The following is a 25,061-nucleotide window of genomic DNA, read 5'->3' as shown; positions in this document are numbered from 1 at the left end:
GTTAACTGACCGCATAGTTTTGTGAAAAACCGTTGCTTTCGAGGCCACTTACAAATTGAACATGACGCGTATCAAAGCTGCCATAACTGGCACGCGCTTTATTATAATTGCCGCCTTGTTGGGTCAGTATGTCAGCATTGCCAGCAATATTATGTAATCCATATCGCGGGTCATTGGTACCGCGAACAACTTCAATGCTCTCAATCTCAAGTGGCGTCAGTAATTCAAGATAAGGCATATTGCCTGAATTCTGATTACTCGGAATTCCATCAATCAGCAATTTAACAGCATTAATTTCGCCTTCACCATTAAAGCCCCGAAAGGATATTTTGCCGGATTCATTCCCCATACCATATTGTGTGAGCATTACGCCTGGCATTTGATCAAACAATTGCCAGGTGTAATTCACGTTTTGATCTTCAATGCGATCCTGGCTTAATACATCAACCGATGTAGAGAGATTACGAGAAGTCAGCGGGCCAATATTGTCTGAAGACACCACCATACTTCCCAGGTTCAGACTGGCATCATCCAGCAGATTGGGAGATTCGGCAAAAGCACCATTGGCATAAATCACGGCAAGCGCCATGCTGATGGGTTTGAGTTTGTTTGTTATAGTCATGATGTTGGTCACGTCTAATGGAATGAATATGTTTTACATTCGCAAAAGCATAACCTTCTGCTGACCAACAAAAATGCGTGATATACATCAATAGTGTGGCAAAAGCCTGAATTTTAATAGGTCCTTCTAACAGTGCCCTAATTCCGCTAATGAAGTGGTTTCCGCATCGCCGACAATAATATGATCCAGCACCCGGATATCCACCAGATCCAAGGCACTGCGTAAGCGTTTAGTAATTTGAATATCCGACTGACTCGGCTCGGCCACCCCGGAAGGATGGTTATGAGCAAAAATTACTGCAGCAGCATTATGTTTCAATGCCTGCTTAACCACTTCACGTGGATACACACTGGCCCCATCAATCGTGCCTCGAAACAGTGGCTCAAAACTGATTAACCGATGTCGGGTATCGAGAAACAGACAGGCAAAGACTTCATGGGGAAAATGCCGTAACTGACGTTGTAGATAAAGTCGGGTAGTCGCGGCATCGGTAAACGCATTACCTCGTGTCAGAGTCGATTCCAGATGCCGAAGGCTCATTTCCAACACTGCCTGCAACTGCACAAACTTCGCCGTACCCAAGCCATGCTGCTGACAAAAACGGTGATGATCTGCTTCAAATAAAGCCCGTAAACCACCAAAATCAGATAGTAGTTTTCGGGCTAGATCGACAGCTGAAATGCCGGTCACACCGGTTCGAAGAAAGATAGCCAGCAATTCAGCATCTGATAAGGCTGCTGCACCTGATTGAAGCAGTTTTTCACGCGGCCGCTCATCTGCCGGCCAGTCCTTGATTGCCATGATTCGCTCCCTGCGATTTCAATTCATGGATAAAGCTAACGATGAAAAACAGTAATCACAAACCATAATTCCTAATTTTGTGAACCAGTGCGTTTAGTTTTTTGTTTGAAGAAAACAAAATTCTCCACTTAGCTGGCTGCCTAGCGGTGAAATACATAGTGCCTTGATTGGCGTTTTTTCAGCTCACAACAGAGGCGGAGATGAAAGATCAACAAGCCCAAGTGGTATTCATGCTTGGCCAGGTGATTCCTATGCTAGGAATTTACAGGTAGATGATTTTGCCAGAGGACAGTAGAGAATCTCGGAAGGTTGTTGGCTGAGTGCAGAATACACATCTTCCAATCCTGCTTTCCAGTCGCGGCTGTTGTTCAGAAGCTTGAGAATTATGCGGTTTGTAACAGTGTTGATGCAAATCGCTTCGCCCGTCAACAGATGATTTATGTCAGCAGGGCAATACAGTTGTCTGATATGTTAGATTAGTCTTCTTTGTTAAAGAGGATTTGCAATGGCGAATAATTCCCGCAAAGCAGACTGGAATCCCCGGTCAGAAGAGGCCCTGAAAGACCAGATAAGCACCTATGACACGATGCGTACGCAGTGCCCTGTCGCCTGGAGTGATTATCAGCATTGGACGTTATTCCGACATGGCGATGTCATGCGGGTCCTGGAAGATCACCACTCCTTCAGCAATGCGGCTTCCAGCCATCTATCGGTACCCAATGGCATGGATCCTCCTGAACATGCCCTCTATCGTCAGGTGATCGAACCTTATTTTTCGACTCAGGCGATGAGTGAGTTTGAACCAACCTGCCGTAATATTGCAAGACAGCTTGTCGACACACTGCCCAGCGGTCAGCCATTTGATGTTGTTGATCTTTTTAGCAGAGCCTTTGCTTTACAGATACAGTGCGCTTTTATGGGATGGCCCGATTCTCTCCGTGCCCCTCTCCGTGAGTGGGTGCTGAAAAATCACCATGCTACCCTTTCAGGGGACCGGCAGGCGATGGCTGACGTTGCCCATGAGTTTGATGGCTATATTCATGACTTACTGGAAACTCGACGGCAGGCTGGGGCTAACGCCCCAAAAGACGTGACCACATCGTTGATGAAAGAGACTGTCAATGGTCAAACCATGACCGATGAAGCTCTCACAAGTCTTCTGAGAAACTGGACTGTTGGTGAATTGGCTACCATCAGTGCCAGTGTATCGATTCTGCTAAATTATTTATCAGAACACCCGGATCTGATGCATAGTCTTTCCATTGACACCAATGCGCTTTCGGATGCAATTGATGAAATTTTACGCATGGATGCACCACTGATGTCCAATCGCCGGGTCACAACGCGAGACGTGGAGATGGGTGGAAAAAGCATTCCCGCAGGTGAAAAAATCACTATTCTGTGGGCGTCTGCCAACCGCGATGAAGAGGTTTTCGGTGATCCAGATGCCTTTTCCCCACAGCAAAATCGTGAGCAGAACCTGCTTTATGGTGCAGGCATTCATGTTTGTCCCGGGGCCCCGCTGGCCAGAATGGAACTCAGGGTTTTGATGGAGGAATTTCTTGCTGCGGTTGATACTTTGAAACATGCGCCCAATGAGCAAGCTGAACGAGCAGTGTTCCCAACCGGAGGCTTTAGTTATCTGCCGATGATTATTGAAAAAAACTAAAAGAGACCGCTCGTCAAGACGGACGAGCCTGCAGCTGCGTTCAGAAAAAACGGAAAACACGGATGAGGATTTCTACGTTCGCCAAAAAGTGTCTACTCTGTGGACATAGCTGTTTTTTATACCTATCCGGTAGAAGCTAGGGTCTGTTGATCTTTCATAGCCCCTGCCTGCGGGTTGAGGCTGAAAATGCATCACTCCGTGTTGCTCGTCTTTTATTTAGAATGACGACAAAAACGCCGGGACAAGCAATGTTCCAGACATTGCTTTTGCATACGATGTGCAAGGATGCACAAGTGTCGCGGGTGCAGGAAGCACACAGGCGACTACTCCATCCATGGAGATAAGCGTTTTTGAGCGCAAGCCCCAAAGGGGTGAGATACATGGATGTATCTCACAAACTGCTCTCCTCGCACCTTGATTGGTGCATTTTCAGTCACAACAGAGGTGGCTATGAAAGATCAACAGACCCTAAGACCACTTCATAATTTTTTTGCGGCTTGTCTGAAACCAGACTTGCTGGCAATAACTGCCTTTTAGATCAGGGATAATTGATGACTTGCCAAATCATTCAAACTACTCTCCTTCAACTGAGGATCGGCCAGCTGCAGCCACTGGCGGATACCGGAGTAAGTACTGGTATCTTCAAACAGGAGACTGTTTCTGCCTTTGTGAACAAACACGGTTTGGAACAGGACGAATACGGAGACACTCAACACCATGGTGGCCCGGAAAAAGCCTTACACCATTTTGCCTCAGACCATTACGGCAGACTGAAAGAACAGCTTCCCGCCTCCGCTGCTGACCGTTGCCTTCCTGGCGCTTTTGGTGAAAATCTGGTTACGGAAGGACTGACCGAAGCTGATGTCTGTGTAGGGGATATTTATAAACTGGGGGAAGTCATCGTACAGGTGTCCCAGCCACGGCAACCCTGTTGGCGATTGAATGCCCGGTTTGGCCTGCCAGATATGTCTCACCGTCTGCAGGGTACACTCAGAACCGGCTGGTACTACCGGGTGCTGCAAACAGGAATGATCCACCAGGGTGACACGTTGGTTCTTATACAACGCCCGAACCCGGAATGGCCTCTTAGCCGGATGTTATCGGTACTCTACCTGACAACGAAGGATTGGCCTGCCTTGTCAAGCATGGCTGAGTTGGAACTGCTCTCTCCCAACTTGCGGCGATTGGCCAGAAACCGATTGGAAACGAGACAGGTTGAAGATTGGGGAAAACGGCTCTTTGGTTCGGCAGAAGTCAAAGGGCTTGGTCAGGGTTAACAAGCCTGATCTGTAATTGGAATTGCTGGTACTTTACAACCTATATCTAGGGTTGCTCTTTTTTGTGGTGCGTTTGGCGTGACAAGGGGTGTCGTTTAATACATGCTGCTCAGGCATTAGCCGTTACGATAACCTGTAAGCTCAGGAAATATGAATGCTTATCATGGTGATCTACATTCAGACGAACATTGAGGTTTTAAATGGGTGACGATAATCAAGTGAAACCAAACCATTCCGAACAGCAGCAACAGCAACAGCAAGATCTGCATCAGGAGCTTCCGCTTGACTCTCCCGACCCGTTTTTCCGTGCTCTTCACCGGGTTATTCGTTTTGCCATTCGTATTCTTGCCGTGTTGATGGTAGCAGTCATACTCTGGGGAGTGGCAGATATCATTTATATTATTTTCGAAAGGCTAAATAAACCGCCGTTCCTGCTTTTGGATATTAATGATATTTTTTACACCTTTGGGGCCTTCATGGCAGTGCTTATTGCAGTGGAAATTTTCATTAATATCCGGCTTTATCTTGGTACCAATGTTTTTCCTGTGCAATTGGTTGTGGCTACAGCACTCATGGCCATTGCCCGAAAAGTTATTGTTTTGGATTTTGAAACGTTGACGCCAATGTATCTGCTCGGGATTGCTGCAACTACACTGGCATTAGGCGTAACCTACTGGCTGCTGAAACAGAGTAGTCTGGATCATGGTAGGGCATAACTAATTTACTGTCGTTCTAAATGGTCGACAGAAAAAAGGCCTGCTGCTCGCTTACGCTATAAAAAGACAGCTATTGATAGGGCTTTCTAATTCAGATCAACGGGACCTGAGCGAAGTTAATATAGGTACTACTAAGGAGAGTAAAACACATGGACGTAAAGGTCATATTCCTCACTATGTTTTTAGTCATTATTTCTGCCTGTAATCAAGCTAATGCTCGTGAACCTGAATTTTTTGGTGCAAACTTCTCTCTTTCAAGTTGTGTTCAGAATGCCGGAGATGCTGATGCTCTCCATGATTTCATGACCACCGGCATGAGAATAAATAACCCACTGCCACCTGAACTCGCCAATCATTTTCTCAATGGCTCAGATGGAACAGCTTGGTCATTTCAATCTCCGGATGGAAACTACGCAGTTGTGTATAGAGATGATGGTCTTTGTACTGTTTTTATCAAAGAGACTGACGTCGCTAAATACATCAAATACATGAATGAGAGTATTAAGCGTATCTCCGAAAAATCTGACTGGACATTTTCTACTAACAAAATTCCAATGTTTGCAGTAGAAGATGAGCTTAAAACATATGAATTTACTGTTTCGTTACCAGACAAAAAAGTCAGGGTTGTTATGAGTGCCATCACTAAAGTAAAAGGCAATTATCAAGTAGCCTTTAGTGCGACTCTTTTGTAATACTTAATCAGCTACCAAACTTAATATTTGTGAGGATAACTGAGGCTTTGACCCTTTGGGTTTCCTGGGTTGATATACAGTCCCGAAATCAAGGGGCAGCATAATTTCTTAGCCATTCTTGTTAATAATTATTTGAAGTCGCAGGCCTCTTTACCAGACTGTTATGGGCATATTCATGAAAGATCCAATAGCAATAGATAAAGTATTAGTACAGCTCCCAAACGAACCTTTGCGTGAGGTAACCATTCAGGTGTGGCGCCCGTTTAAGGATCCCGAATATCCCGATGAATGGCTATGCCCGGCCTCGCTGGAGCCTCTTCACTCGAATTTACTTCCTGCACGTTCCAACTCGGCTTTTCAATCACTGTGTCTGGCTAACGCCAGAGTACTGAATTTATTACATGAAGTCGTGGAGAAAGGTGGTTCGGTGTGGCTGGAGCCAGGTGCGTCTTTTCCGTTTGAGGCATATGCTTTCGGGGTAGCCGTAAGCTTACCTGATAGTTATAGTCGATGAGGGATGCTTGGTGGTTTAACAATCAAGGTGCCAGCAAGCTGGAAAATTTTAATCAGAAATAGGACTAAATAAAAACCGAAACCCGACAAAGTAAGGAAGCATGATGCAAAACAAAATTGCTCTCTATGGTGCTGGCAATGTTGGTGCCACTACGGCTCACTGGTTAGCTCAGAAAGAATTAGGTGATCTCGCATTATTTGATATTTATGAGCAAAGTGCCGAGGGCAAAGCACTTGATTTAATGCAGTCCGGACCGGCAGCGGGATTTGATGCGAAAATTACTGGAAGTAATCATCCTGAAATCATTGCTGATGCCAATATTGTGGTGGTTTCTGCCGGTGTGCCACGGCGTAAAGATCCTGAAACCGGTAAGTATCCGGGCCGCGATGAACTAATCAAAATCAATCAGGTTGTAATGGAACAGGCGGCAAAGAAGATTAAATGCTATGCGCCGGATAGCATTGTGATTGTTGTCACCAACCCGATTGAAGCGATGTGTCATGTAGTGAAAGAAGTCACCGGCTTTCCCACTGAACGCATTATTGGTCAGGCGGGAGCTCTCGATACAACTCGTTATAAAGCCTTTATTGCGATGGAGTTGGGTGTTAGCGTTAAAGATGTAAATGGTCTGGTGATTGGCGGTCATGGTGATGCGATGGTGCCGTTACCTACCCATACCACTATTTCCGGTATTCCTATTCTGGATTTGATCAGCGAAAAACGTCTGGAAGAAATTATTCATCGCACAGCACATGGTGGGGGAGAGATCGTAAATCTGCTGGGTTATAGCAGTTATTACGCAGCTGCAGCCGCTACCGCACAGACCATAGAGTCGATATTGAAAGATCAAAAACGGCTTATTCCCAGCGTTGTTTATACCCAAGGGGAATATGGTTACACAGATTTATTTATCGGTTTGCCCGCTATTTTAGGATGTAATGGCGTAGAAAAAATCATTGAACTCAATTTGGATTTTGATGAAAAAGCCAAACTCGATCATTCAATGAATGCCGTGAAAGATGTTGTTGCTTTGTTAGGTTATAACTAAGTCACAGAGTGGCGAATACAAGAGACAGTGTTTGAAGTATTAACAAAGCGAAAATCAAATGAGCCACAAACTTCATTCAAGCTGCTCTATTGATGACCGTTGTTAAACATATAAGAGATTGAAGCGATGACATCAAACAAATTTAGCCCAGTTGAAGATTATTTGTTGGTGTGGGATTCGACAAAAGGAAATACGCTTACAGAGGTGATTGGGGTTATTCTCAAAATTTTCCGGAATTGGAATCTAAACTTGCCTGGAACGTGCCGCAGATTTGTAGAGGCAGTGATTATGTATTTGGCGTATCAGCACTGAAGAACCACCTTGCGCTTGCTCCCTGGAGCACTGAGGTAATGGAAACATTTAAGGCTCGGCTCGAAACTGATGGCTATGTTGTGAAGAAAAACTTATTTCAGGTGCCAAGTGATTGGACTATCGACAAAACACTATTAATCGATCTGATAAAGGCCAGGCTCGCTGAGCTGGATTTAAAGCCTGCAAAAATCAAGGGTGCAGCAAACTTGATTAAAAGGGGCAGTGTCAAAATCCACTATCAACTTAAGAATGAATGAATTTTTATCTATGAATTATCACTCTGACTATACGTTTTAACAGTCGCCAGCACCGTGAGGGGGCTTTATGCCAAAAGATGATATCACGCCGCATCCAGCACAAACATCGTCCGATGATAAACGTGGGCGACAAGCCAGCAAGCCGCCTGAAATCAATTGGCGAGGATGGTGGGATATCGGTCGGCGAGTCATTAGCAATGTGAATCGACACGATATTTCGCTGCTCGCAGCCGGCGTGGCGTTATTTATGATGTTGTCCATCTTTCCGGCGCTGAATGTAGCCGTTTCGCTTTTTGCGCTTTTTTCTTCACCTGAAAACATCATTTCGCAAGTGGAACCGTTTCGGCAACTGTTGCTCGAACAGGCATTCGAGATATTTACCGAACAGCTTACCGAGCTCACGGATACCGGTGGAGCTGCCTTTAACTTAACCCTGGTCGTATCGCTGTTAGTGTGGCTTTGGGTAGCGCGCAAAGGCGCTATGGCGGTCATTAAGGCTTGCAATATTATTTACAAAGAACAGGAAAAGCGCCCATTTTGGAACCTGCTGCTGGTATCGCTTTTATTTACAGTGGTTGGTATCTTCAGTTTTGTGGTTTTAGCGTTGCTCGCCATTTTGGTGCCCATCGTTCTTGGCTTTATCCCCTTGGGTGAAACGTTGGAAACCTTATTGAGAACATTGCGTTGGCCAATTCTGGCGATGATATTCATTCTCTTACTTGAGTGTCTTTACCGATTCGCCCCCAATAGAAAAAATGCGAAGTGGCGCTGGGTCAGTGTAGGTGCGGTCGTAGCGACCTTGTTATGGCTTTTGGCTTCTTTCGGTTTCACTGTCTATGTGCAAAATTTTTCTAATTACAATGAAACCTATGGTGCTATTGGCAGTGTGATCGTTCTCATCTTTTGGTTTTATATCAGTGCCTTTGTCGTGCTGCTGGGAGCCGAGATAAATGCCGAGATGGAACATCAAACAGAAGTCGACTCAACGGTCGGGGAAGACAAGCCAATGGGCGAGCGTGGTGCATACGTAGCAGACACGGCCGGAGCAGAACCGTTAGAAGATAAGCAGCAATAAACGGCAGTGACATTTGTGGCAGAGTATAAACTCACAAACATCTTATACTGGATTTGAATTATTACTCTTGCTCCAACTTTTCCTGTTCTGCCTCAATAATTTCTGGCGATAAAGGAAGGTAATGCAATGGTGCTGCTAGTGATTGTCCTTCATTCAGCGTCCATTTTATAAAATCTCTTATTTCACTGCCGATGCCTGGGGTTTCATATTTTTTACGTATTAATGCCCAGGTATATGCGACGATTGGGTAAGCAGATTCTCCCTCGGGATCAGCAATTGATGAAACAAGTTGCTCTGCTTCTGAATACAATTCATCGACGAGGCCGATGTCGCCCGTCTCGTTATTGGGCAGAACAAATTTTCCGCTTTTGTTTTCCAGACTTGCAACTTTTAAGCCCAGGCGCTGAGCGAAGCCAAATTCAACGTAGCCGATGCTATTGTTGGTAATTGCCAGGCGTTGGGAGACACCTTCGTTACCTTTTGCTTCCATTGTTGTTCTGGGCCAGTCCAGTTTTTTTGTTGCGCCAAATGTAGTTTTCCAAGCCGGGCTAACCGTCGACATATGATTAGTAAACGCGAAGGTTGTACCACTGCTATCGGAACGTGCAATGACCTGTATAACACGGTCAGGTAAATTAATATCAGAGTTTGCTGCAACAATTCGTGGATCATTCCAGCGGGTGATTTCACCAAGAAAGATATCTGTATACACATCTCTTGGAAGTTTGAGTGTGTCAGTCAAACCTTCTACGTTATAAGCAATACTGATCATTCCTGAGATGACGACGATTTCCTCGTAATTTTCATTTAAGCGAGCAGCCTCCTTTTCGTTAATCGGCGCATCCGTTGTCCCGATATCCGCATCACCCGTTATAAATTGTTCAATACCTGCACCACTGCCTATCGAATGGTAGCTAAACTTTTTGCCCTGCTCATAGGTTTGCAACACTTTTTCAAAGAAAGGGGAGGCGAAGGTCGATCCTGCAATGATTATTGCAGAACGGTTGTCATCAATCTCTGAGATTTCAGCGGGATCGTTGTTGGAGTCACAGGCTGTAAGGCTAAGTGATACCAGCGTAACCACAAAATAGATAATGGTATTAATTAAACGAGTCATTGTATTTTCCTTGAACATTAGTTTATTTGGTTCCGTTAACGTTGAGCATTTACTGGGAAGATACATATTCATCATTACATATATATGTCAAATCATATATTTTGGAATTCTGATATATCTTGATGCGCTTCAGTAGCTAGAAAACCCACGATTTGCTTATCGGGATGAGTCAGAAAGATGTATTGAGGTAAGTGGGAATTTAGTGATTACCGAGGTTAATTGCCGATCGAGAATTCATCAAATAACTGAACTTCAGATACTGGATCAGCGGTATCGAAAACATAACTTTTCACCGTAGCTGTACCAGTATCCAAAATCGAGAACGTGGTCAGTTGATTGCTTGAGACAAAGGGTAATTTCGGAAAGGCTTTATCCAGCAGATGCATCGGACTGAAAAAGCTGGGGTGGATCATTTGCCGTCCATGAGGATCGCCATTGGCAGCGTAAGTCGCCGGATCCCAACGCGAGTTTTCCGAGTTCAACTCTATCCAGAAGTTGGCTTTGCTGTTGCGATTGTTTTGTAGATAAATGCCGGTTGGATCGTTGTAATAAGCTCCTAGCGTATTCCCGACATTGGAGGTTTCCAGATAATGCATACGGCCGACTTTTGTGCGATTCCAGAGATGTGAGTGACCGATTTGCACCAGATCTACGCCATGTTTGACTAATAACGGCTCAATATCTCTGCGCCAGATATCGTCGCTGAGCGGATACTGATAACGAATTTCACGGATGTTGGGTAGCATAGGTAATACGGTATTTTGCCAATCCTGCGGGCTGATGGGAAAGGTCAGCTCGGTCAGTTTTTCGATATCATTTCCATCTGTTTCTACCAGTTGCATGAGTGGATTGGCCAGCACCGGCACAACATTATCACCCAGTCCAAATATGCCTTGATGGGCGAGCACCACTTTAAATTTGGCTTGTTTAAATGCTTCCGATTGCAGCACAGATTCCAACCATTGGTATTGCTGTGAATGTGCATCAAAACGCTCGAACATAAATTCACCAAAGCCCCATGCATCTGGAATTTGCAACTCGGATAAGGCTTCAACAAACTTGCTGCGATGTTGACCACTCACATTCCACGAACGCCAGATCCGCGAGACATTCATTGAGATCAGAAACACGTCACCAAATGCCATGGCGTAATATTCTTTGCCGCGCGGGCCATCCTCCGGGAATGAAAAAATTTCCAGATAGGTATGCTGGTTATGGGAGTTGTCCAGGAGCCATTGGGCTTTGATCGGTGGATCATTGTCAGGATTGATTTGCTGTTTTATCTGCTCATAGGCGATTTCGGCATACCAGCGCGGCTGCGGATCATTAAAACTGTTATTCATTCGGTGATCTGGTTGCTGTGGGAGAAAACGCCCCATCACTTCATGATTACCAATGGCGGCAAATAGCGGTGTATGTTGCAAAATTTCACCACCGTTATAGACCGAGTCGGGTTTGAGTTTCTGATAGCGTCCCTGCAACGTCGGGAAAAAGGGCGGCGCACCGTCTTCGATTTGATCAAACCATTCCGAAGCACGATCCGGAATATTGACCAGGTCGCCAGCAAAGAAAACGGCATCCGGCTGACCAATGGTTTCCACCACTTTTTGATAATTGGCAGGCGCGTTGGTTTTGGATTGGAGATCCGAGGTGAGCAGAATTTTCAGTGGCGTATTTTTCTCTGGCAACGGTGCAAGGCTATAGCTGTCACTGAGAAGAATCTGTCCCTCATCGGTTATGCTTTTCACCTGATAATTCAGGCGTACACCGGCCGTTAATGATGTTGCTGTCGCTTCATGACGATAAACCTTTCTCAAGGTGAGAGTTTGATAATCCCTGCCGGGTTGGGATGAATCCGCATCCTCAAACGTCCTTGTCATCTTGGTGGTTGTGGCATCAGCAATCAGTCCATCACCATAGTGCAATTGATGGCTTTGCCCTGCAAAGTTGGTAAACCAGACCACATTGACTGAATCTAGTGTGGGCAGTTGGAGAAAGGGATCACTCAGAAACTGACCATTTTCTTCAATGCTTTCCGGTACTTTTTTGACCACTGCTACTCCTGACGCATTAAAACCAGATAAAAAAATAAAACCTATGAAGATAAAACACAATTGCGTTAGCTTTGTCATCAGAATGCTGCACGCTCTCAGATAGAGTGTAAGTGAATTTTTCTATCTAGTATCGGTAAAGCTTGTTACCAAAGGATGATCATGGGGTTTGCCGGACTAAGATTTTTTGGACAGATGTTTCCGGCTCACACGGTCATCAAGTATCATCTTTTGACAATAAAGTCGTCATGGGCGATGCAGTTCAGATGGATTTGAAATGGATAGCTATACCAAGTTAAAGGGAGCGTTGCCAAATGAAATTGTTTATTGCTGACAGGCCAGCACATCGCAGCCGACACATGGGGTTATGGATACTGAGTGTGTTGGTTATTATGCTGGTGGGCATGGGCTTTTATCACGTCTACAAACCGCTGCCACCGGGAGTGGATTTTTCTGGGCCGGAACGCTCTGCCATCGATGTGCAGTTTTTGGCTGACAGAACGTTTATCAGTGCGAATGGCGAACGCTATACCGATCAACAAATATTCGGTGCCGTTTTTGAGATGATTGCCGGTGCCCGCCGGTTTGTGCTGGTGGATATGTTTTTATTCAATGGTTTTCAGGGCCAGCTGGCCGAGATACATCGCCCTCTATCTGACGAACTGACTGACGCTCTGATTGCTCAGAAAAAGCGCTACCCGGCGCTTGATATACAGGTTCTTTCCGATCCGCTGAATACTCTTTATGGTGGACGCCCTTCGCCACATTTTTCACAACTTGAAGCTGCCGGTATTTCTGTCACGTTGACCGATCTGACCCGCTTACGCGATAGCAACCCGGCATATTCTGCCTTGTGGCGTCTGTTTATTCAGCCCTTTGGCAATAGTGAGGGTAAACTGTTGCCTAATCCTTTTGGGGAAGGGCGGGTTTCGTTGCGTAGCTATCTTGCCATACTCAACTTCAAAGCGAACCATCGCAAACTGATCATTGCCGATGATGGGACGCAACTGTCAGCATTGGTTACTTCTGCCAATCCTCATGATGGCAGCAGTGCTCACGGTAATGTGGCGTTGCGGTTTAAGGGGGCCGCAGCCTGGGATCTGTTTGAAAGCGAAGCAGCGGTGCTGGAGTTTTCGGATGCCCCCGTTCCAATCCCTGAAGTAGAACAGCTATCAGAATCGAGCAGTAACGGTCTTACCGTTCAGGTGGTCACCGAACGCTCTGTTGAGCGATCCTCAATCGAGATGATTGATGGGGCTGGGCCTGGTGATAAGTTGGATATGGCGATGTTTTATCTGTCTGACCGCGACATAGTAAACGCATTGAAACGAGCGGCAGAGCGCGGCGTGAGCATACGGGTTCTGCTGGATCCCAATAAAGATGCATTTGGTCGGAAGAAAAATGGTGTACCGAATCGACCCGTGGCCCATGAACTAGTAGAAGCGGGCATTGCTGTGCGTTGGTGCAATACGCATGGCGAGCAATGTCACGCAAAATGGCTGATGCATCGCGGAGCAGAGGAGCGAAGTACCATGTTGCTTGGTTCCACCAATTTAACCCGCCGCAACCTGCATAACCTCAACCTGGAAACCAGTGTGATTCTGCGTGGATCTGCTGGGGCTGAACCTTTGCAACGAGGGCAACAGTGGTTTGAAGAGCGTTGGAATAACCAGAATGATCGTATCTACACCGTAGATTACATCAACTATGCCGACGAGAGACTTTGGTCACGAATGCTGTATCGCATTATGGAGGCTACTGGATTAAGTACTTTTTGAGTCCCCTTTATTGGAACAAACTAACTGTCTCGGCTTTTTTAAAAGGGGCTTGCATTTGCTAACACCAATCAAAGTTGGGGAAGCAGACTACGGCTTCTCCTATGCCTTAAACTGCAGCACACCGAGGGCGCTCGGATGGAGTGCAGCTCAATTTTTCTATCGAGTATTGGTAAAGCGTATTGCCAAAAAATGATTCCAGAAGGGTTTTGATCAGGTGTAAGTTGAAAACATAAGCAAATTTACATCCTTAAAAAGACCACCGCTAGACCGGCAGATAATGATAGTAACATTGGTATTAATACGCGGATACCTAATGCAAAAGGGCCGATGCCAAGCGCCAGACTGGCTTTGAAAAGATTGTTGACCATAGCGGCGATAATAATTGCTAACACTGCGGTAGCCGCCGTTAAATCCTCCCGTGCCATGCGAGTCAAGGATAAGGTAATAGCATCCACATCTGTCAGTCCGGAAATAGCGGCCAGCAGAAAGACTCCTGCATCACCCATCACATTTTTCATCCATTCGCCGAGCAATAAAATGACTACCAGTAACAAACCAAAAAGTAGCGCTGCGCGGAGTTCCAGGGGGTTCTGTTCTTGAGGTTGACTCACGTTGCCTGAACCGGAATGTTGCCACCATATCCATGCAGCTGAGCCATAAAGCAGTCCCCCCATAGCGATGACAGGTATCAGTAATTCTGTCAGCAACGGTGGATAAATAAGTGCTGCATAAAGCAAAATGCGTGGGAACATTGTGCCGCATGCGATGAGAATTCCTGCGGCCAGGAGAGGACTTAGCTGACGTGAGTCTGACTGTCTTGAAAGACGTGAAAAATGTAGTGTGAGCGCGGTGGAGGAGCTGAGTCCTGCAAACAGGCTGGTAAACATGATACCGCGTGCCGATCCGCCAAAACGCATAGCAAAATAACCGATGAAACCAATTGCAGCGATAAGCACAACCAGCCACCAGATTTCCCTGGGATTGAGCACATCGCCAGGTCCAAACCCTTCGTTTGGTATTAAGGGCAGCATCACCACTGAAATCAGCAGAAGTCTCAAACCTGCATCCAGTTCATTGGCTTCCAATGCTTTCAGAAAACGATGAATGGTTTCTTTATTATCCAGGATCATTGCGGTAACAACTGCCGCCGCCGCCGCGATCACAGGTTGTCCGGCAACCACCAGCGCACCAAAGCAAAATGTCAGTACCTGACCCACCCAACTGGTAATACTGAAATCTTGCTGCTGACGGTTTTGCATCAAAAATCCGGCAAGTCCGGCTAATGCAACCATAACCAACAATATTGCAGGTACCCAGTTACCCAATTCGCGGCCGAGTTGAACGGACAGGCCACCCAGCAAACCAAGGAGTGCGTGTGTGCGAATTCCTGCGACGCGTTGTCCTGCTGCTTTATCCCGGGCGAGCCAACCACGTTGCAATCCGATTAAGGCTCCCAGAGCTAGAGCGATACCGAGAGCAAAAAGGTCCTGGCTGACTGGGCCGAGAAAGTCACTCAGTTGGTACATTAGGATAATTCCTGATTAATGACTGACAAATATTATAAGCATCAGCTGGTACGCTTTAGGAATCATTGTAATAACAATGAACAACAATTAAAGATCAACAAGCCCTAAGAGGCTTGTCACTTTAAATCTTCTTTTCTCTATGTTCCAATTAATAGATGAAAACCTGATAAACCAAAAGGAGATGTTATGGATGTCGACTTTACCGGTGAATATTTGGTTAATGATCAAGATGTGACGTTTTATGCCATCGTCAATAACCAGACGGTAGCATGTATTGTTTCTACAACGGCCCTTGATGAGTTGGCTGACCCGGATGATGAGATGGATGCTGAATCTGTGTTTCTGGATCATCAATATAAATTTGAAGAGATTGCGGAAGGATTGATCCTTAACCACAAAGTGGTGGATGGCGAGTTACATATTAATCGCGGTGAAATGTAATCATTCTTTTTAACTATCACTGGCTTTGGGATTATTTGTTTTGAAACGATCTGCCTATTGCCAAGATGATGATGTGTTTACATTGCTAAAAGAGGTTCGTGGTTGTCGACTTTGTGCTGATAAGTTACCGGTTGAGCCACGACCCGTTTTGCAATTTCATCCTGCTGCAAAGGTTTTGATTGCCGGGCAGGCCCCGGGCCGAAAAGTACATGAAACCGGTATTCCGTTTGATGATGCCAGCGGCGATAGATTGCGATCCTGGCTTGGCATGTCTCGCGATGTGTTCTACGACGAACAGCAGGTCGCTATTCTGCCAATGGGATTTTGCTATCCGGGAACCGGCAAGTCAGGTGATTTACCGCCGCGACCGGAATGTGCTCCGACGTGGCGTGAGGCTCTGCTGTCCAAGTTGGAAAATATTCAATTGACATTGGTGATTGGCCAATATGCGCAGGCCTATCATTTTGCTGATAATAAAGCCTCACTCACCGAAAAAGTCTTAGCTTGGCATGAACTCTGGCCCCACGTCGTGCCTTTGCCACACCCCAGTCCGCGCAATAATCGCTGGTTGAAAAACAATCCCTGGTTTGAACAAACATTATTACCGGATCTACGCCAACGGGTGGCTGAAGTTTTATCTGAATCGCATTGAATATTCATCTACGCTTGTACGGGGGGAATATGTAAAACGACATAATTGAATGTTATATAGTGAGAATCGCTATTGATTAAATGACTTTGCAGATATGTTGTCTGCATGATCCGGTTCTATAAAGAGGTAAAGATGATGAAATCGCTACCAGACAATGTTGTTGCTTATAAACGTACGCCGGAATTTGATGAGAGCTCTGTCCCCACCGGCTTACTGAACAATCACCAAACTAAGGAGGGTGTATGGGGAAAGATTGTGGTTTTAAGTGGCAAGTTGCTTTATACCATTCAGGACCCATTTGAAGAAATCTTATTGGATTCAAATAAATATGGTGTAGTTGAGCCTACCGTGTTACACCAAGTAAAACCTATGGGGCCGGTCGATTTTTATGTTGAATTTTATCAATAAATAGAGTCATAAAGTGTTTTAACCAAAATGATTGTCGACAAGATCGCTGGCAGCATATAACTGATTAGTAATAGGCTATCCAGCATATTTCAGGTTTATTAATTGGAGACATCAAAATGAAACTACTGGCATTAGTGGTAAGTCTGTCAGCGGCATTAGTCCTCACCGGCTGTGCGGTGAAAACTTCCGGTGTTAAAAAAGTTGGCCCTGATACCTATACGGTTTCAGCTGACCATCTGAATGCCTCCACGGCAAAAGCTTCAGTTCTCGAACAAGCTGGCGAGTACTGTGCCAATCAGGGAAAAGAGCTACTGGTCACTAAAACCCTGAAGCGACAACAGGTGAAATATTTTTATGATGTAACTTTCCTGTGTCTGAATGAAGGTGACCCACGGTTAGTAAGTCCAGAATACGAAACAACGGTTGAGCCAAGATAACCCTTTAATCTTCAATTAATTTCCCGTTGACGCTTGTTTTATGGTGAACTCAAATAACGATAAAACCTGAGACTGTTCTTTTTGGCCTCAACCCATAGGGTTGGGGGTATTCCCCACCCAGCGACATTGCGTCATTATCTGCTTTGTCAAACAAGATGAGCCACCAGCAGTGGTGGTTATGAAATCAACAACCGTTTGCGCTGGCCGGGCTGTTGCAGATCAATAAACCATTTAATGGAGAGCTTCAATGATTGTCACGTTTAGCACCAAAGCTTATGCCGATATCACCATGTTCGGCGATGTGGCCAAAGATATGTTGAAGATTATGGGGCATAGCGGCACCATTCCGGGGGCATTTCAGCCACAGGACTTGCCATCGGCTTTAGCGAAGCTGCAAAAAGCGGTTGATTCCAGTAAAGCTGCTGAGCAGGATCCCAAAGATGGTGAATTCAAACCAGGTTTGTCACAAAGAGCTTTACCGTTAATTAATCTGTTAAACGCAGCAATTGATGCCAATGCAGATGTCATGTGGGATGGCAAATGAAGTTATTCTCAACTTTTCCAAAATGTGGCCCGAACCTATCGATCAGGCTTAGATAAAGGTGTAAATAACAATCCCTCGACGACAATGGGGTGAAGTTAGTTTTGTGCGGTATGATTGACTTTCAATCAGCCATTAGACTGAGGAGGAGTCATATCGTGGAACCGGCTTATTTTATTTATGCTTTTGCAGGTGGATTGCTGGCGATGATTTTACGCCTGCCACCACTGGCAGGCTTTCTTGCAGCTGGTTTTTTACTCAACTATTCAGGCTATGAATTAACGCCAACGCTTACAGCTATCGCTAATCTTGGCGTAACCTTATTACTGTTTACCATTGGGCTTAAACTCAATATCCGCACCCTGCTGCAGTCTGAAGTATGGGGAGTGGCCAGTTTACATATCACCTTATCCAGCCTGTTATTTGTCGGGATCCTGGGGCTGCTTAAGTTCGGCGGTATTTTTCTGATGCAATCTACCGACTGGACAGCCATTGTGATTCTGGCTTTTGCCTTGTCTTTTTCCAGTACGGTGTTTGCCGTTAAAGTTCTCGAAGAACGCAGTGAAACCCAGTCTTTTTATGGCCGTGTAGCGATTGGCATTCTGATCATGCAGGATATTTTTGCAGTGATTTTTCTCTCTGCAACCACCGGTACGCTACCATCAGTTTGGGCATTAGCTCTTTTTTTACTGATTCCGGCAGCACCGGTTTTACGACGATTACTGGATCGTCTTGGGCATGGTGAGATGCAGGTATTGTTTGGCTTTGTGCTGGCATTAGTGCTCGGTTACAAACTGTTTGAACTGGTGGGTTTAAAAGGCGATCTCGGTGCACTGATCATGGGGGTTTTGCTTGCGCCGCATAAAACTTCGGCCAATCTGGCCCGTTCGTTATTCAACATTAAAGAGTTGTTTCTGGTCGGCTTTTTCCTGTCGATTGGTCTGACAGCATTACCTGGATGGGAGCATTTTGGGTTAGCGTTGCTTCTGTTAGTACTGTTACCCTTGAAAACCTTATTATTTGTGATGATGTTTCCACGCTTCAGGTTACGTATTCGTACCTCGGTGTTAACTTCGCTGACACTGACGAATTACTCTGAATTTGGGCTGATTGTGGCAGCATTAGCGCTTTCTGAGGGTTGGCTTAGCAATGATTGGATGGTAATACTTTCATTATCAGTGGCCATGAGCTTTGTTGTTTCAGCAATTTTGAACAACTACAACGAACGTGTATATCAGTTAAGTAAAAGCCGACTAACAGAAGTACCAACAGACCAGCTGCATTCGCATGATAAACCGATTGAGCTGAACTCAACCCAGGTAGTTATTTTGGGAATGGGTAAAATCGGTCGAGGGGCCTACCAACGGTTGGAACAAAAATATGGCTTAAAAGTGCTCGGTGTTGATAATGATGAAAATAAAATCAGTCGTTTAACGGATGGTTTCAAGATTGTTGAAGGTGATGCTGTTGACTCCGATTTTTGGGATAAACTGCTAATGAGTGAGCAGATACAGTTAGTGGTGTTGGCTATGCCGCATCATGCCGGAAATGTGTATGCCCTTAAGCAATTAAGGGGCCGTGACTTTAAAGGTCATGTGACGGCCATTGTGGAATATCCTGATGAAGTTGAGCGGCTGAAGGAGTTGGGAGCCGATGAAGTTTTTGAAGTTTATGAAGGAGCGGGATTGTCGCTGGCAGATCAGGCAATGCAGAGGATTGAGATTAGAGATTAACTCGCTGTCCAATTAACCCATTTGCTATTTTCAGCTGGGGTAACAGGCTATAAAAGCAGTCCTGTCATGACTCTCAGCTGTATTTATTTCCAGTTATAACGCTTGGCTTGCTGAAGTTTCTCATAGCCTGCCAGTAATGCATTATGCCGTTCAAACCCGTCCAGACTGAGGCCGGGGCAATGCAGGTTGTGGAACAGTTTTTCGCCTTCGACGATCTGAATGCCGTCATCGACATTTTGCTGACCGTACATTAAAGCCAGGCCTTTGCTGTATTCAGCGTAATCGCGTTCATCATCCCATTTGATTTCCAGCAGTGCCTTCAGGCAACGGTAAAACAAAATGTTTTCTTCGCTGGCCTGATCCAAAGCCAGACACCAATCAATCCAGTCAATCGCTTCTTCATCTTCCAAGGCCAGATAGAGCATGGCTTTGAGTTCGCCAAGACGAAGCTCTGACCATAGCGTACCGGGATCTGCAGCCAGCCCAATAAACGGTGCGACGGGTGTTTGATCGTTATAACCGCCTTCATCCAGGCGATCCAGAATATCCTGCCATTGTTCCGGGTCACCATCCTTAAGGGTCAGGAAATCCTCGCGGAATAATGCGCCTTCATTATTGTTTTCCCACACCAGTTCATCGATCGGATAAATATCCGACATGCCCGGCACCAGAATACGGCAGGCGTAGACATCAAGGTGATTGTAATCGGCAATGTAAATATCAAAACCAAGCTCATGGATTTTGTCTGTCAGGAATTTGAATTCATCAGCTGTGGCGTCATCATAATCCCAGTCAAAGAAATCAAAATCCGGTGTTTCCCGGAAAAAGTCATAAGAAAGATAACCACTGGAATCAATAAAGTGCATTTCCAGATTGGCGGATGAAGCCACTTCATCAAGATCAAATGTGGGTGGGTGGAAAACATCCAGCTGATCCAACCCACGTCCTTGCAGTAATTCAGTAACAGTACGTTCCAATGACACTTCAAAACTCGGATGTGCACCAAATGAGGCAAATACAGAACCATCTTTTGGATTAATCAGTGTGACGGACATCACCGGAAATTGACCGCCCAGAGAGGCATCGGCCACTTTTAAATGATAGCCATGATCACGCAGTTCCTGCAAGGCCTGCTGGATTTTTGGGTAACGGTTTAATACTTCATCTGGTACTTCGGGCAGACAGATACCTTCAGCAATGATTTTGTTTTTCACATAGCGTTCAAAAACTTCAGATAAGCCCTGAACCCGGGCTTCGTTCTGGGTATTACCGGCCGACATGCCATTGCTGACGTAAATATTGCCGATAAGGTTGACTGGAATATAACGAACTTCACCATCTCCAAGGCGCTGATAAGGTACAGCACAGATACCACGTTCGCCATCGCCAGAATTGGTATCAAACAGCATATCCGGCGTCAGTTCATTTTCCGGATCAAAATATTTCCACAGGCTTTCATCCATCAAGCCCTCAGGCATTTCATCGCCATCCATATCAAACCAGCGTTCGTTGGGATAATGCACAAATTCACTATTGCTGTGATGTTCGCCCAGATAGAAGTCGGCAAAGAAATAATTGCCGCTGAGCCGTTCGAAATATTCCCCCAACGCACTGGCAAGACAGGCTTTTTCGCTGCTGCCTTTGCCATTGGTAAACATTAAAGGACAGGTTTTATCGCGGATATGGACTGAATAAACATTGCTGACCGGGTTAAGCCAAGAGGCCTCTTCGATATCAAAACCAAATGATTTTAATTTGGCCTGCATGGTGGCGATACTGGTTTCCAGATCACGGTCCTTGCCCTTGATAAAAGTTTGTTCTGACATTGTATTTGCTCCTGGGAACAGGTCTGGAAAATAAACGTGAAGGAAAGCCTAACAGACAAAATGAATATTGCGAGGTTTATTCGGTTGTGGCAGAAAGATGTTTTTGCCATAAATCTCATCTGTCTGAATTATCTTGAAATTTTTTGTTGTCAACCGGTTTAACCTTGGTTAATAATTTACATGGGCTTAATAGCTAAGCCTAAACGATTTGTGTCTAAATATTTGCCAAACTTAATGTGAGTTAAGGACGGAAAGCTACGGGTCTATTGGATGATAGACGGCTGGGTTGCACAAATTTAGGAGTGTCTAGGATGAAAACAATCTCTTTAATAGCCTGCGCGTTTGCTTTCACGGCAACATCGGCAGTTGCGGAAACTGTACCTGTCGATCTATCAACCTGGAGTACGCCGGATAGCAATGGCAACTGGAATGTTGCTGGCGATAATAACAGTGTGCTTCAAACTATAAATGGTCAGCCGACAGTATTTTTAAATGGTCTCAATCAAACTTCTTATACGTTAGATGGAACCTGGCGAGTCAATACCACTGGCGATGATGACTTTATCGGCTTTGTTTTTGGTTACCAGAATCCTTCTCAGTATTATCTTCTGGATTGGAAACAACGTGCACAGAGCGGTGGTGGCGGAGTTGCACAAGCCGGTTTTCGTATTCTCAAAGTGGATTCTGATACGGCTATTCCAAACATAGAGTTCTGGCCGGCCAACAGTTCGGCTTTCACTCTACTGGATAGTAATTTGGGAACTGATAAAGGTTGGAAAGATAATACAAGCTACTCTTTTCATCTCGATTTTTTTACTACGCCAGGGCAATTCAGTGTGGAAGTGAAACAAGGAGAGCTGACGCTTTGGGATACAGTAGTATTGGATACCAGCTTTACATCCGGACAGTTCGGTTTTTATAACTATTCTCAAGCTCAGGTCCAATATGCCGGTTTTACCCAGAAGCTGGTTGAGCCGCCAAGCGAAGTTCCTCTGCCTGCAGCTGTATGGATGTTTGCACCTGCTTTGATGGGCTTTTTAGGGTTGCGACGTCGTCAGACAAAAGCTTAAAACGTAGCGTAATAAAGGGAGTCATGTATTAAAGCATGACTCCCTATTTATTACGTGTGAAGATCAGAGAACGATCAGTTACAGGCTGTCACTACACTATCAGTGAAATGATGTGACTCCTCGTCAAAAAGTTCTATGTCCTCCACGGATGTTCCGGTAAGTCACAAACACCTATGGTTTCAACGCCTGCACGAGCAACCAGATCATCATTCTCAACCGAGCTTCCGCTGACTCCAATTGCCCCAGACATAAAGCCTTCGTCATCCACAATTGGTACGCCCCCCGGAAAAGTAATCATGCCATCATTCGAGTGCTCGATGCCATATAAAGGCTGACCCGGTTGGGATAATTGGCCGATCTCACCACTGGGCATACCAAAATATACAGCGGTACGCGCTTTTTTGATGGCAATATCAATACTGCCGACCCAGGCATCATCCATACGATAGAATGCTTTAAGCGCGCCACCAGAATCAACTACGGCAATGCACATACGAGTGCCTGTTGATTCAGCTTTTTTGAGTGCACCATCAATCGCTTTTTTTGCCGATTCTGAAGTAACGTGCATGGTTATCTCCTTATTGAATTGTTGGATAGGGAGCGGTTGAAAATTTTTTTCAACAGCAGTTTTTCACAAAAGAAACAGGATCCAGACAGGGATTATGACATACAGCAAAGTGAGTATACGGATATGGCACTTTACAACGTTAAAGCTACACAGAAACAAAAGCATTAACATAAGTCAAATGAAACCATGACGTTTGAAGGGAAGAAAAACTTATCAAACAATCCCCTGTTTTAATACTGAATTATGTTGATAGGAGTATTTGTAATGTCCGGCAGAGACTGTGAAGGGCGTCAGTTTGTTCAGCATGAATGTCGCCAGATATGAGATGACAATGTATGTTGAAATTAGAAAACTACTGAGCGTCTACCACCAGCAATTTTATCTGAAATCTGCGGCTATCGGATTTCGCTAGACTTTGCCGAAGTGTGACAAAAGGGAAACGCAAGAAGGAAATTGTTTACTATTGGCTTTATTTTGCAGATGTTTGATGCAAGCCAGCTATTTTTTGCGTGAACAAAAACAATCACTTGTCTGTACTCTGTGGCGTAAAAAGCGTATGCTGTGCGCCCTTTATCACTGACTGATTTTATGGCTGGAAAACTTTTTATCAGAACCTTTGGCTGCCAGATGAACGAGTACGATTCGAACAAGATGGCCGAGGTACTTGCTGCGTCACATCAATTGGAAACAACCGATATCGCTGAAGAAGCCGATGTGTTGTTGCTCAATACCTGTTCGATCCGTGAAAAAGCCCAGGAAAAAGTTTTTCATCAACTGGGGCGCTGGAAGCGCTGGAAAGATAAAAAACCGCATCTGGTGATTGGCGTTGGCGGTTGTGTGGCCAGTCAGGAAGGTGAGGCGATCCGTAAACGTGCGCCTTATGTAGACCTGATCTTTGGACCTCAAACTTTGCATCGTTTGCCAACCATGTTGGATGACGTCAGAAAAAATCATAAACCGGAAATTGATATCTCGTTTCCAGAAATCGAAAAATTCGATAATTTGCCAGCGCCTAAAGCGGATGGTCCAACAGCATTTGTTTCCATCATGGAGGGTTGCAGCAAGTACTGCACATTCTGCGTTGTACCGTATACCCGTGGTGAAGAAGTCAGCCGTCCAGTGGGTGCAGTGTTGCGTGAGATTCGACAACTGGCCACCCAGGGCGTGCGTGAAGTCAATCTGTTAGGACAAAACGTTAACGCCTATCGCGGCATTATTGAAGATGACGAAACCGCTGATCTGGCGTTATTGATTCACTATGTCGCGGCAATTGAAGGTATTGAGCGAATTCGCTTTACTACCTCGCATCCGGTGGAATTTTCCGATTCATTGATCGAAGCGTTTGCCGAAATCCCGGAATTGGTCAACCACCTGCATTTACCGGTGCAGTCCGGCTCAGATCGAATTCTGACGATGATGAAACGCGGTCATACTGTCGCGCAATATATTGAAAAAATTGAACGGGTGAAAAAAATCCGTCCCAATCTGAGTATGTCGAGCGATTTTATTGTCGGATTTCCGAATGAAACCGAAGAAGATTTCAACGCGACGATGGCGTTGATTAATCAGATAGGTTTTGATCACTCTTTTAGCTTTATATATAGCGCGCGACCTGGCACACCAGCAGCTATGTTTAATGATTCAGTTTCTGATGAAGAGAAGAAACAGCGTCTGCAAATCATGCAGGATCGTTTGCGTGAGCTAGAAAATGCTGTCAGTGAATCGATGCTTGGTACGGTGCAGCGTGTTTTGGTAGAGCGTGCTGCACATCGCGATGCAGGTGAAATAGCCGGCAGAACCGAAAATAACCGGGTGGTGAATTTTCCCGGTGATATGGCGCTGGTGGGCAAGTTTGTCGATGTGCGCGTCACAGAGGCACATACCAACTCCTTGCGAGGAGAACTTCTTGCTGATAGCGTTATCCTCTAAC

Annotated in this window: 24 protein-coding genes and 1 riboswitch; of the genes, 17 read left to right on the top strand and 7 right to left on the bottom strand. The window is 45.3% G+C overall.

The features are described from left to right. Position 1 precedes the first annotated feature (1 nt). Together Q7A_RS15435 and radC are read right to left on the bottom strand one after the other, a co-directional pair. On the bottom strand, positions 2 to 622 hold the full coding sequence (locus tag Q7A_RS15435) for a TonB-dependent receptor plug domain-containing protein (protein WP_238595927.1): 621 nt from the start codon (positions 620 to 622) through the stop codon (positions 2 to 4). Between the two features lie 126 nt (positions 623 to 748). Continuing rightward, positions 749 to 1,423, bottom strand: a complete 675-nt coding sequence (gene radC, locus Q7A_RS00475) for a RadC family protein (RefSeq protein WP_014705341.1) — start codon at positions 1,421 to 1,423, stop codon at positions 749 to 751. 505 nt (positions 1,424 to 1,928) lie between these two features. Between radC and Q7A_RS00470 the strand changes: the two genes are divergently transcribed. The 8 genes from Q7A_RS00470 to Q7A_RS00435 all read left to right on the top strand — a co-directional run bounded on the left by Q7A_RS00470 (position 1,929) and on the right by Q7A_RS00435 (position 8,983). Then, positions 1,929 to 3,092, top strand: a complete 1,164-nt coding sequence (locus Q7A_RS00470) for a cytochrome P450 (RefSeq protein WP_014705340.1) — start codon at positions 1,929 to 1,931, stop codon at positions 3,090 to 3,092. Positions 3,093 to 3,643: 551 nt separating this feature from the next. Then, positions 3,644 to 4,369 carry an MOSC domain-containing protein gene (locus Q7A_RS00465; RefSeq protein WP_014705338.1) on the top strand — a complete coding sequence of 242 codons (726 nt, stop codon included), beginning with the start codon at positions 3,644 to 3,646 and terminating at the stop codon, positions 4,367 to 4,369. 200 nt (positions 4,370 to 4,569) lie between these two features. Beyond that, positions 4,570 to 5,085: a phosphate-starvation-inducible PsiE family protein gene (locus tag Q7A_RS00460; RefSeq protein WP_014705337.1), complete on the top strand. Its 516-nt coding sequence runs from the start codon at positions 4,570 to 4,572 to the stop codon at positions 5,083 to 5,085. Between the two features lie 149 nt (positions 5,086 to 5,234). Continuing rightward, a complete protein-coding gene (locus tag Q7A_RS00455) occupies positions 5,235 to 5,777 on the top strand; it encodes an NMCC_0638 family (lipo)protein (protein ID WP_041354160.1) in 543 nt (180 codons plus the stop codon). Between the two features lie 175 nt (positions 5,778 to 5,952). After that, positions 5,953 to 6,291, top strand: coding sequence for a hypothetical protein (locus Q7A_RS00450; RefSeq protein WP_014705335.1), 339 nt, complete (start codon positions 5,953 to 5,955; stop codon positions 6,289 to 6,291). Between the two features lie 100 nt (positions 6,292 to 6,391). Then, positions 6,392 to 7,339, top strand: coding sequence for a malate dehydrogenase (gene mdh / locus Q7A_RS00445; protein ID WP_202971543.1), 948 nt, complete (start codon positions 6,392 to 6,394; stop codon positions 7,337 to 7,339). A gap of 170 nt (positions 7,340 to 7,509) precedes the next feature. Continuing rightward, entirely contained in the window at positions 7,510 to 7,908 is a 399-nt protein-coding gene (locus Q7A_RS00440; protein ID WP_048480967.1) for a DUF1801 domain-containing protein, read from the top strand. 67 nt (positions 7,909 to 7,975) lie between these two features. Further along, a complete protein-coding gene (locus Q7A_RS00435) occupies positions 7,976 to 8,983 on the top strand; it encodes a YihY/virulence factor BrkB family protein (RefSeq protein ID WP_014705332.1) in 1,008 nt (335 codons plus the stop codon). A 61-nt stretch (positions 8,984 to 9,044) separates the two neighbouring features. Here the strand turns inward: Q7A_RS00435 and pstS are convergent, their stop codons facing one another. Both pstS and Q7A_RS00425 read right to left on the bottom strand, forming a co-directional pair. Further along, the gene (gene pstS / locus Q7A_RS00430; RefSeq protein ID WP_238595926.1) at positions 9,045 to 10,118 is read right to left on the bottom strand and encodes a phosphate ABC transporter substrate-binding protein PstS; all 1,074 of its coding nucleotides are present in this window, start codon (positions 10,116 to 10,118) and stop codon (positions 9,045 to 9,047) included. Positions 10,119 to 10,315: 197 nt separating this feature from the next. Then, positions 10,316 to 12,154, bottom strand: a complete 1,839-nt coding sequence (locus Q7A_RS00425) for a fibronectin type III domain-containing protein (RefSeq protein ID WP_014705330.1) — start codon at positions 12,152 to 12,154, stop codon at positions 10,316 to 10,318. A 311-nt stretch (positions 12,155 to 12,465) separates the two neighbouring features. Between Q7A_RS00425 and Q7A_RS00420 the strand changes: the two genes are divergently transcribed. Further along, on the top strand, positions 12,466 to 13,929 hold the full coding sequence (locus Q7A_RS00420) for a phospholipase D family protein (protein WP_014705329.1): 1,464 nt from the start codon (positions 12,466 to 12,468) through the stop codon (positions 13,927 to 13,929). Between the two features lie 239 nt (positions 13,930 to 14,168). Here Q7A_RS00420 and Q7A_RS00415 read toward each other — a convergent pair whose 3' ends face one another. Then, on the bottom strand, positions 14,169 to 15,455 hold the full coding sequence (locus Q7A_RS00415; RefSeq protein WP_014705328.1) for an MgtC/SapB family protein: 1,287 nt from the start codon (positions 15,453 to 15,455) through the stop codon (positions 14,169 to 14,171). Positions 15,456 to 15,641: 186 nt separating this feature from the next. On the opposite strand from Q7A_RS00415, the gene Q7A_RS00410 reads away from it, so the two are divergent. The 6 genes from Q7A_RS00410 (at position 15,642) to Q7A_RS00385 (ending at position 19,667) form a co-directional block, all read left to right on the top strand. After that, the gene (locus Q7A_RS00410; RefSeq protein WP_014705327.1) at positions 15,642 to 15,896 is read left to right on the top strand and encodes a DUF1488 family protein; all 255 of its coding nucleotides are present in this window, start codon (positions 15,642 to 15,644) and stop codon (positions 15,894 to 15,896) included. Positions 15,897 to 15,936: 40 nt separating this feature from the next. Beyond that, positions 15,937 to 16,548, top strand: a complete 612-nt coding sequence (locus tag Q7A_RS00405; protein WP_014705326.1) for a uracil-DNA glycosylase family protein — start codon at positions 15,937 to 15,939, stop codon at positions 16,546 to 16,548. 132 nt (positions 16,549 to 16,680) lie between these two features. Further along, on the top strand, positions 16,681 to 16,956 hold the full coding sequence (locus Q7A_RS00400) for a DUF1971 domain-containing protein (RefSeq protein WP_202971542.1): 276 nt from the start codon (positions 16,681 to 16,683) through the stop codon (positions 16,954 to 16,956). Positions 16,957 to 17,072: 116 nt separating this feature from the next. Then, positions 17,073 to 17,393 (top strand): hypothetical protein, encoded by a 321-nt coding sequence (locus Q7A_RS00395; RefSeq protein WP_014705324.1) that lies wholly within the window; start codon positions 17,073 to 17,075, stop codon positions 17,391 to 17,393. A 247-nt stretch (positions 17,394 to 17,640) separates the two neighbouring features. Further along, positions 17,641 to 17,937, top strand: coding sequence for a DUF1840 domain-containing protein (locus Q7A_RS00390; protein WP_014705322.1), 297 nt, complete (start codon positions 17,641 to 17,643; stop codon positions 17,935 to 17,937). A gap of 155 nt (positions 17,938 to 18,092) precedes the next feature. Continuing rightward, positions 18,093 to 19,667 (top strand): cation:proton antiporter family protein, encoded by a 1,575-nt coding sequence (locus Q7A_RS00385; protein ID WP_014705321.1) that lies wholly within the window; start codon positions 18,093 to 18,095, stop codon positions 19,665 to 19,667. Between the two features lie 83 nt (positions 19,668 to 19,750). Here the strand turns inward: Q7A_RS00385 and ycaO are convergent, their stop codons facing one another. After that, a complete protein-coding gene (gene ycaO, locus Q7A_RS00380) occupies positions 19,751 to 21,493 on the bottom strand; it encodes a 30S ribosomal protein S12 methylthiotransferase accessory factor YcaO (RefSeq protein WP_014705320.1) in 1,743 nt (580 codons plus the stop codon). Positions 21,494 to 21,707: 214 nt separating this feature from the next. Beyond that, positions 21,708 to 21,787, top strand: a riboswitch (cyclic di-GMP riboswitch). Between the two features lie 17 nt (positions 21,788 to 21,804). Between ycaO and Q7A_RS00375 the strand changes: the two genes are divergently transcribed. Then, entirely contained in the window at positions 21,805 to 22,563 is a 759-nt protein-coding gene (locus Q7A_RS00375) for a thrombospondin (RefSeq protein WP_014705319.1), read from the top strand. 133 nt (positions 22,564 to 22,696) lie between these two features. Here the strand turns inward: Q7A_RS00375 and Q7A_RS00370 are convergent, their stop codons facing one another. After that, positions 22,697 to 23,131, bottom strand: coding sequence for a GlcG/HbpS family heme-binding protein (locus Q7A_RS00370; protein WP_014705318.1), 435 nt, complete (start codon positions 23,129 to 23,131; stop codon positions 22,697 to 22,699). Between the two features lie 588 nt (positions 23,132 to 23,719). Here Q7A_RS00370 and miaB point away from each other — a divergent pair. Continuing rightward, a complete protein-coding gene (gene miaB, locus Q7A_RS00365; RefSeq protein WP_041354751.1) occupies positions 23,720 to 25,060 on the top strand; it encodes a tRNA (N6-isopentenyl adenosine(37)-C2)-methylthiotransferase MiaB in 1,341 nt (446 codons plus the stop codon). Position 25,061 lies beyond the last annotated feature (1 nt).

Source organism: Methylophaga nitratireducenticrescens, assembly GCF_000260985.4.
Classification (GTDB): Bacteria; Pseudomonadota; Gammaproteobacteria; order Nitrosococcales; family Methylophagaceae; genus Methylophaga; species Methylophaga nitratireducenticrescens.
The sequence above is the reverse complement of the archived record's forward strand: the minus strand, read 5'-3'. Positions and strand labels throughout refer to the sequence as shown.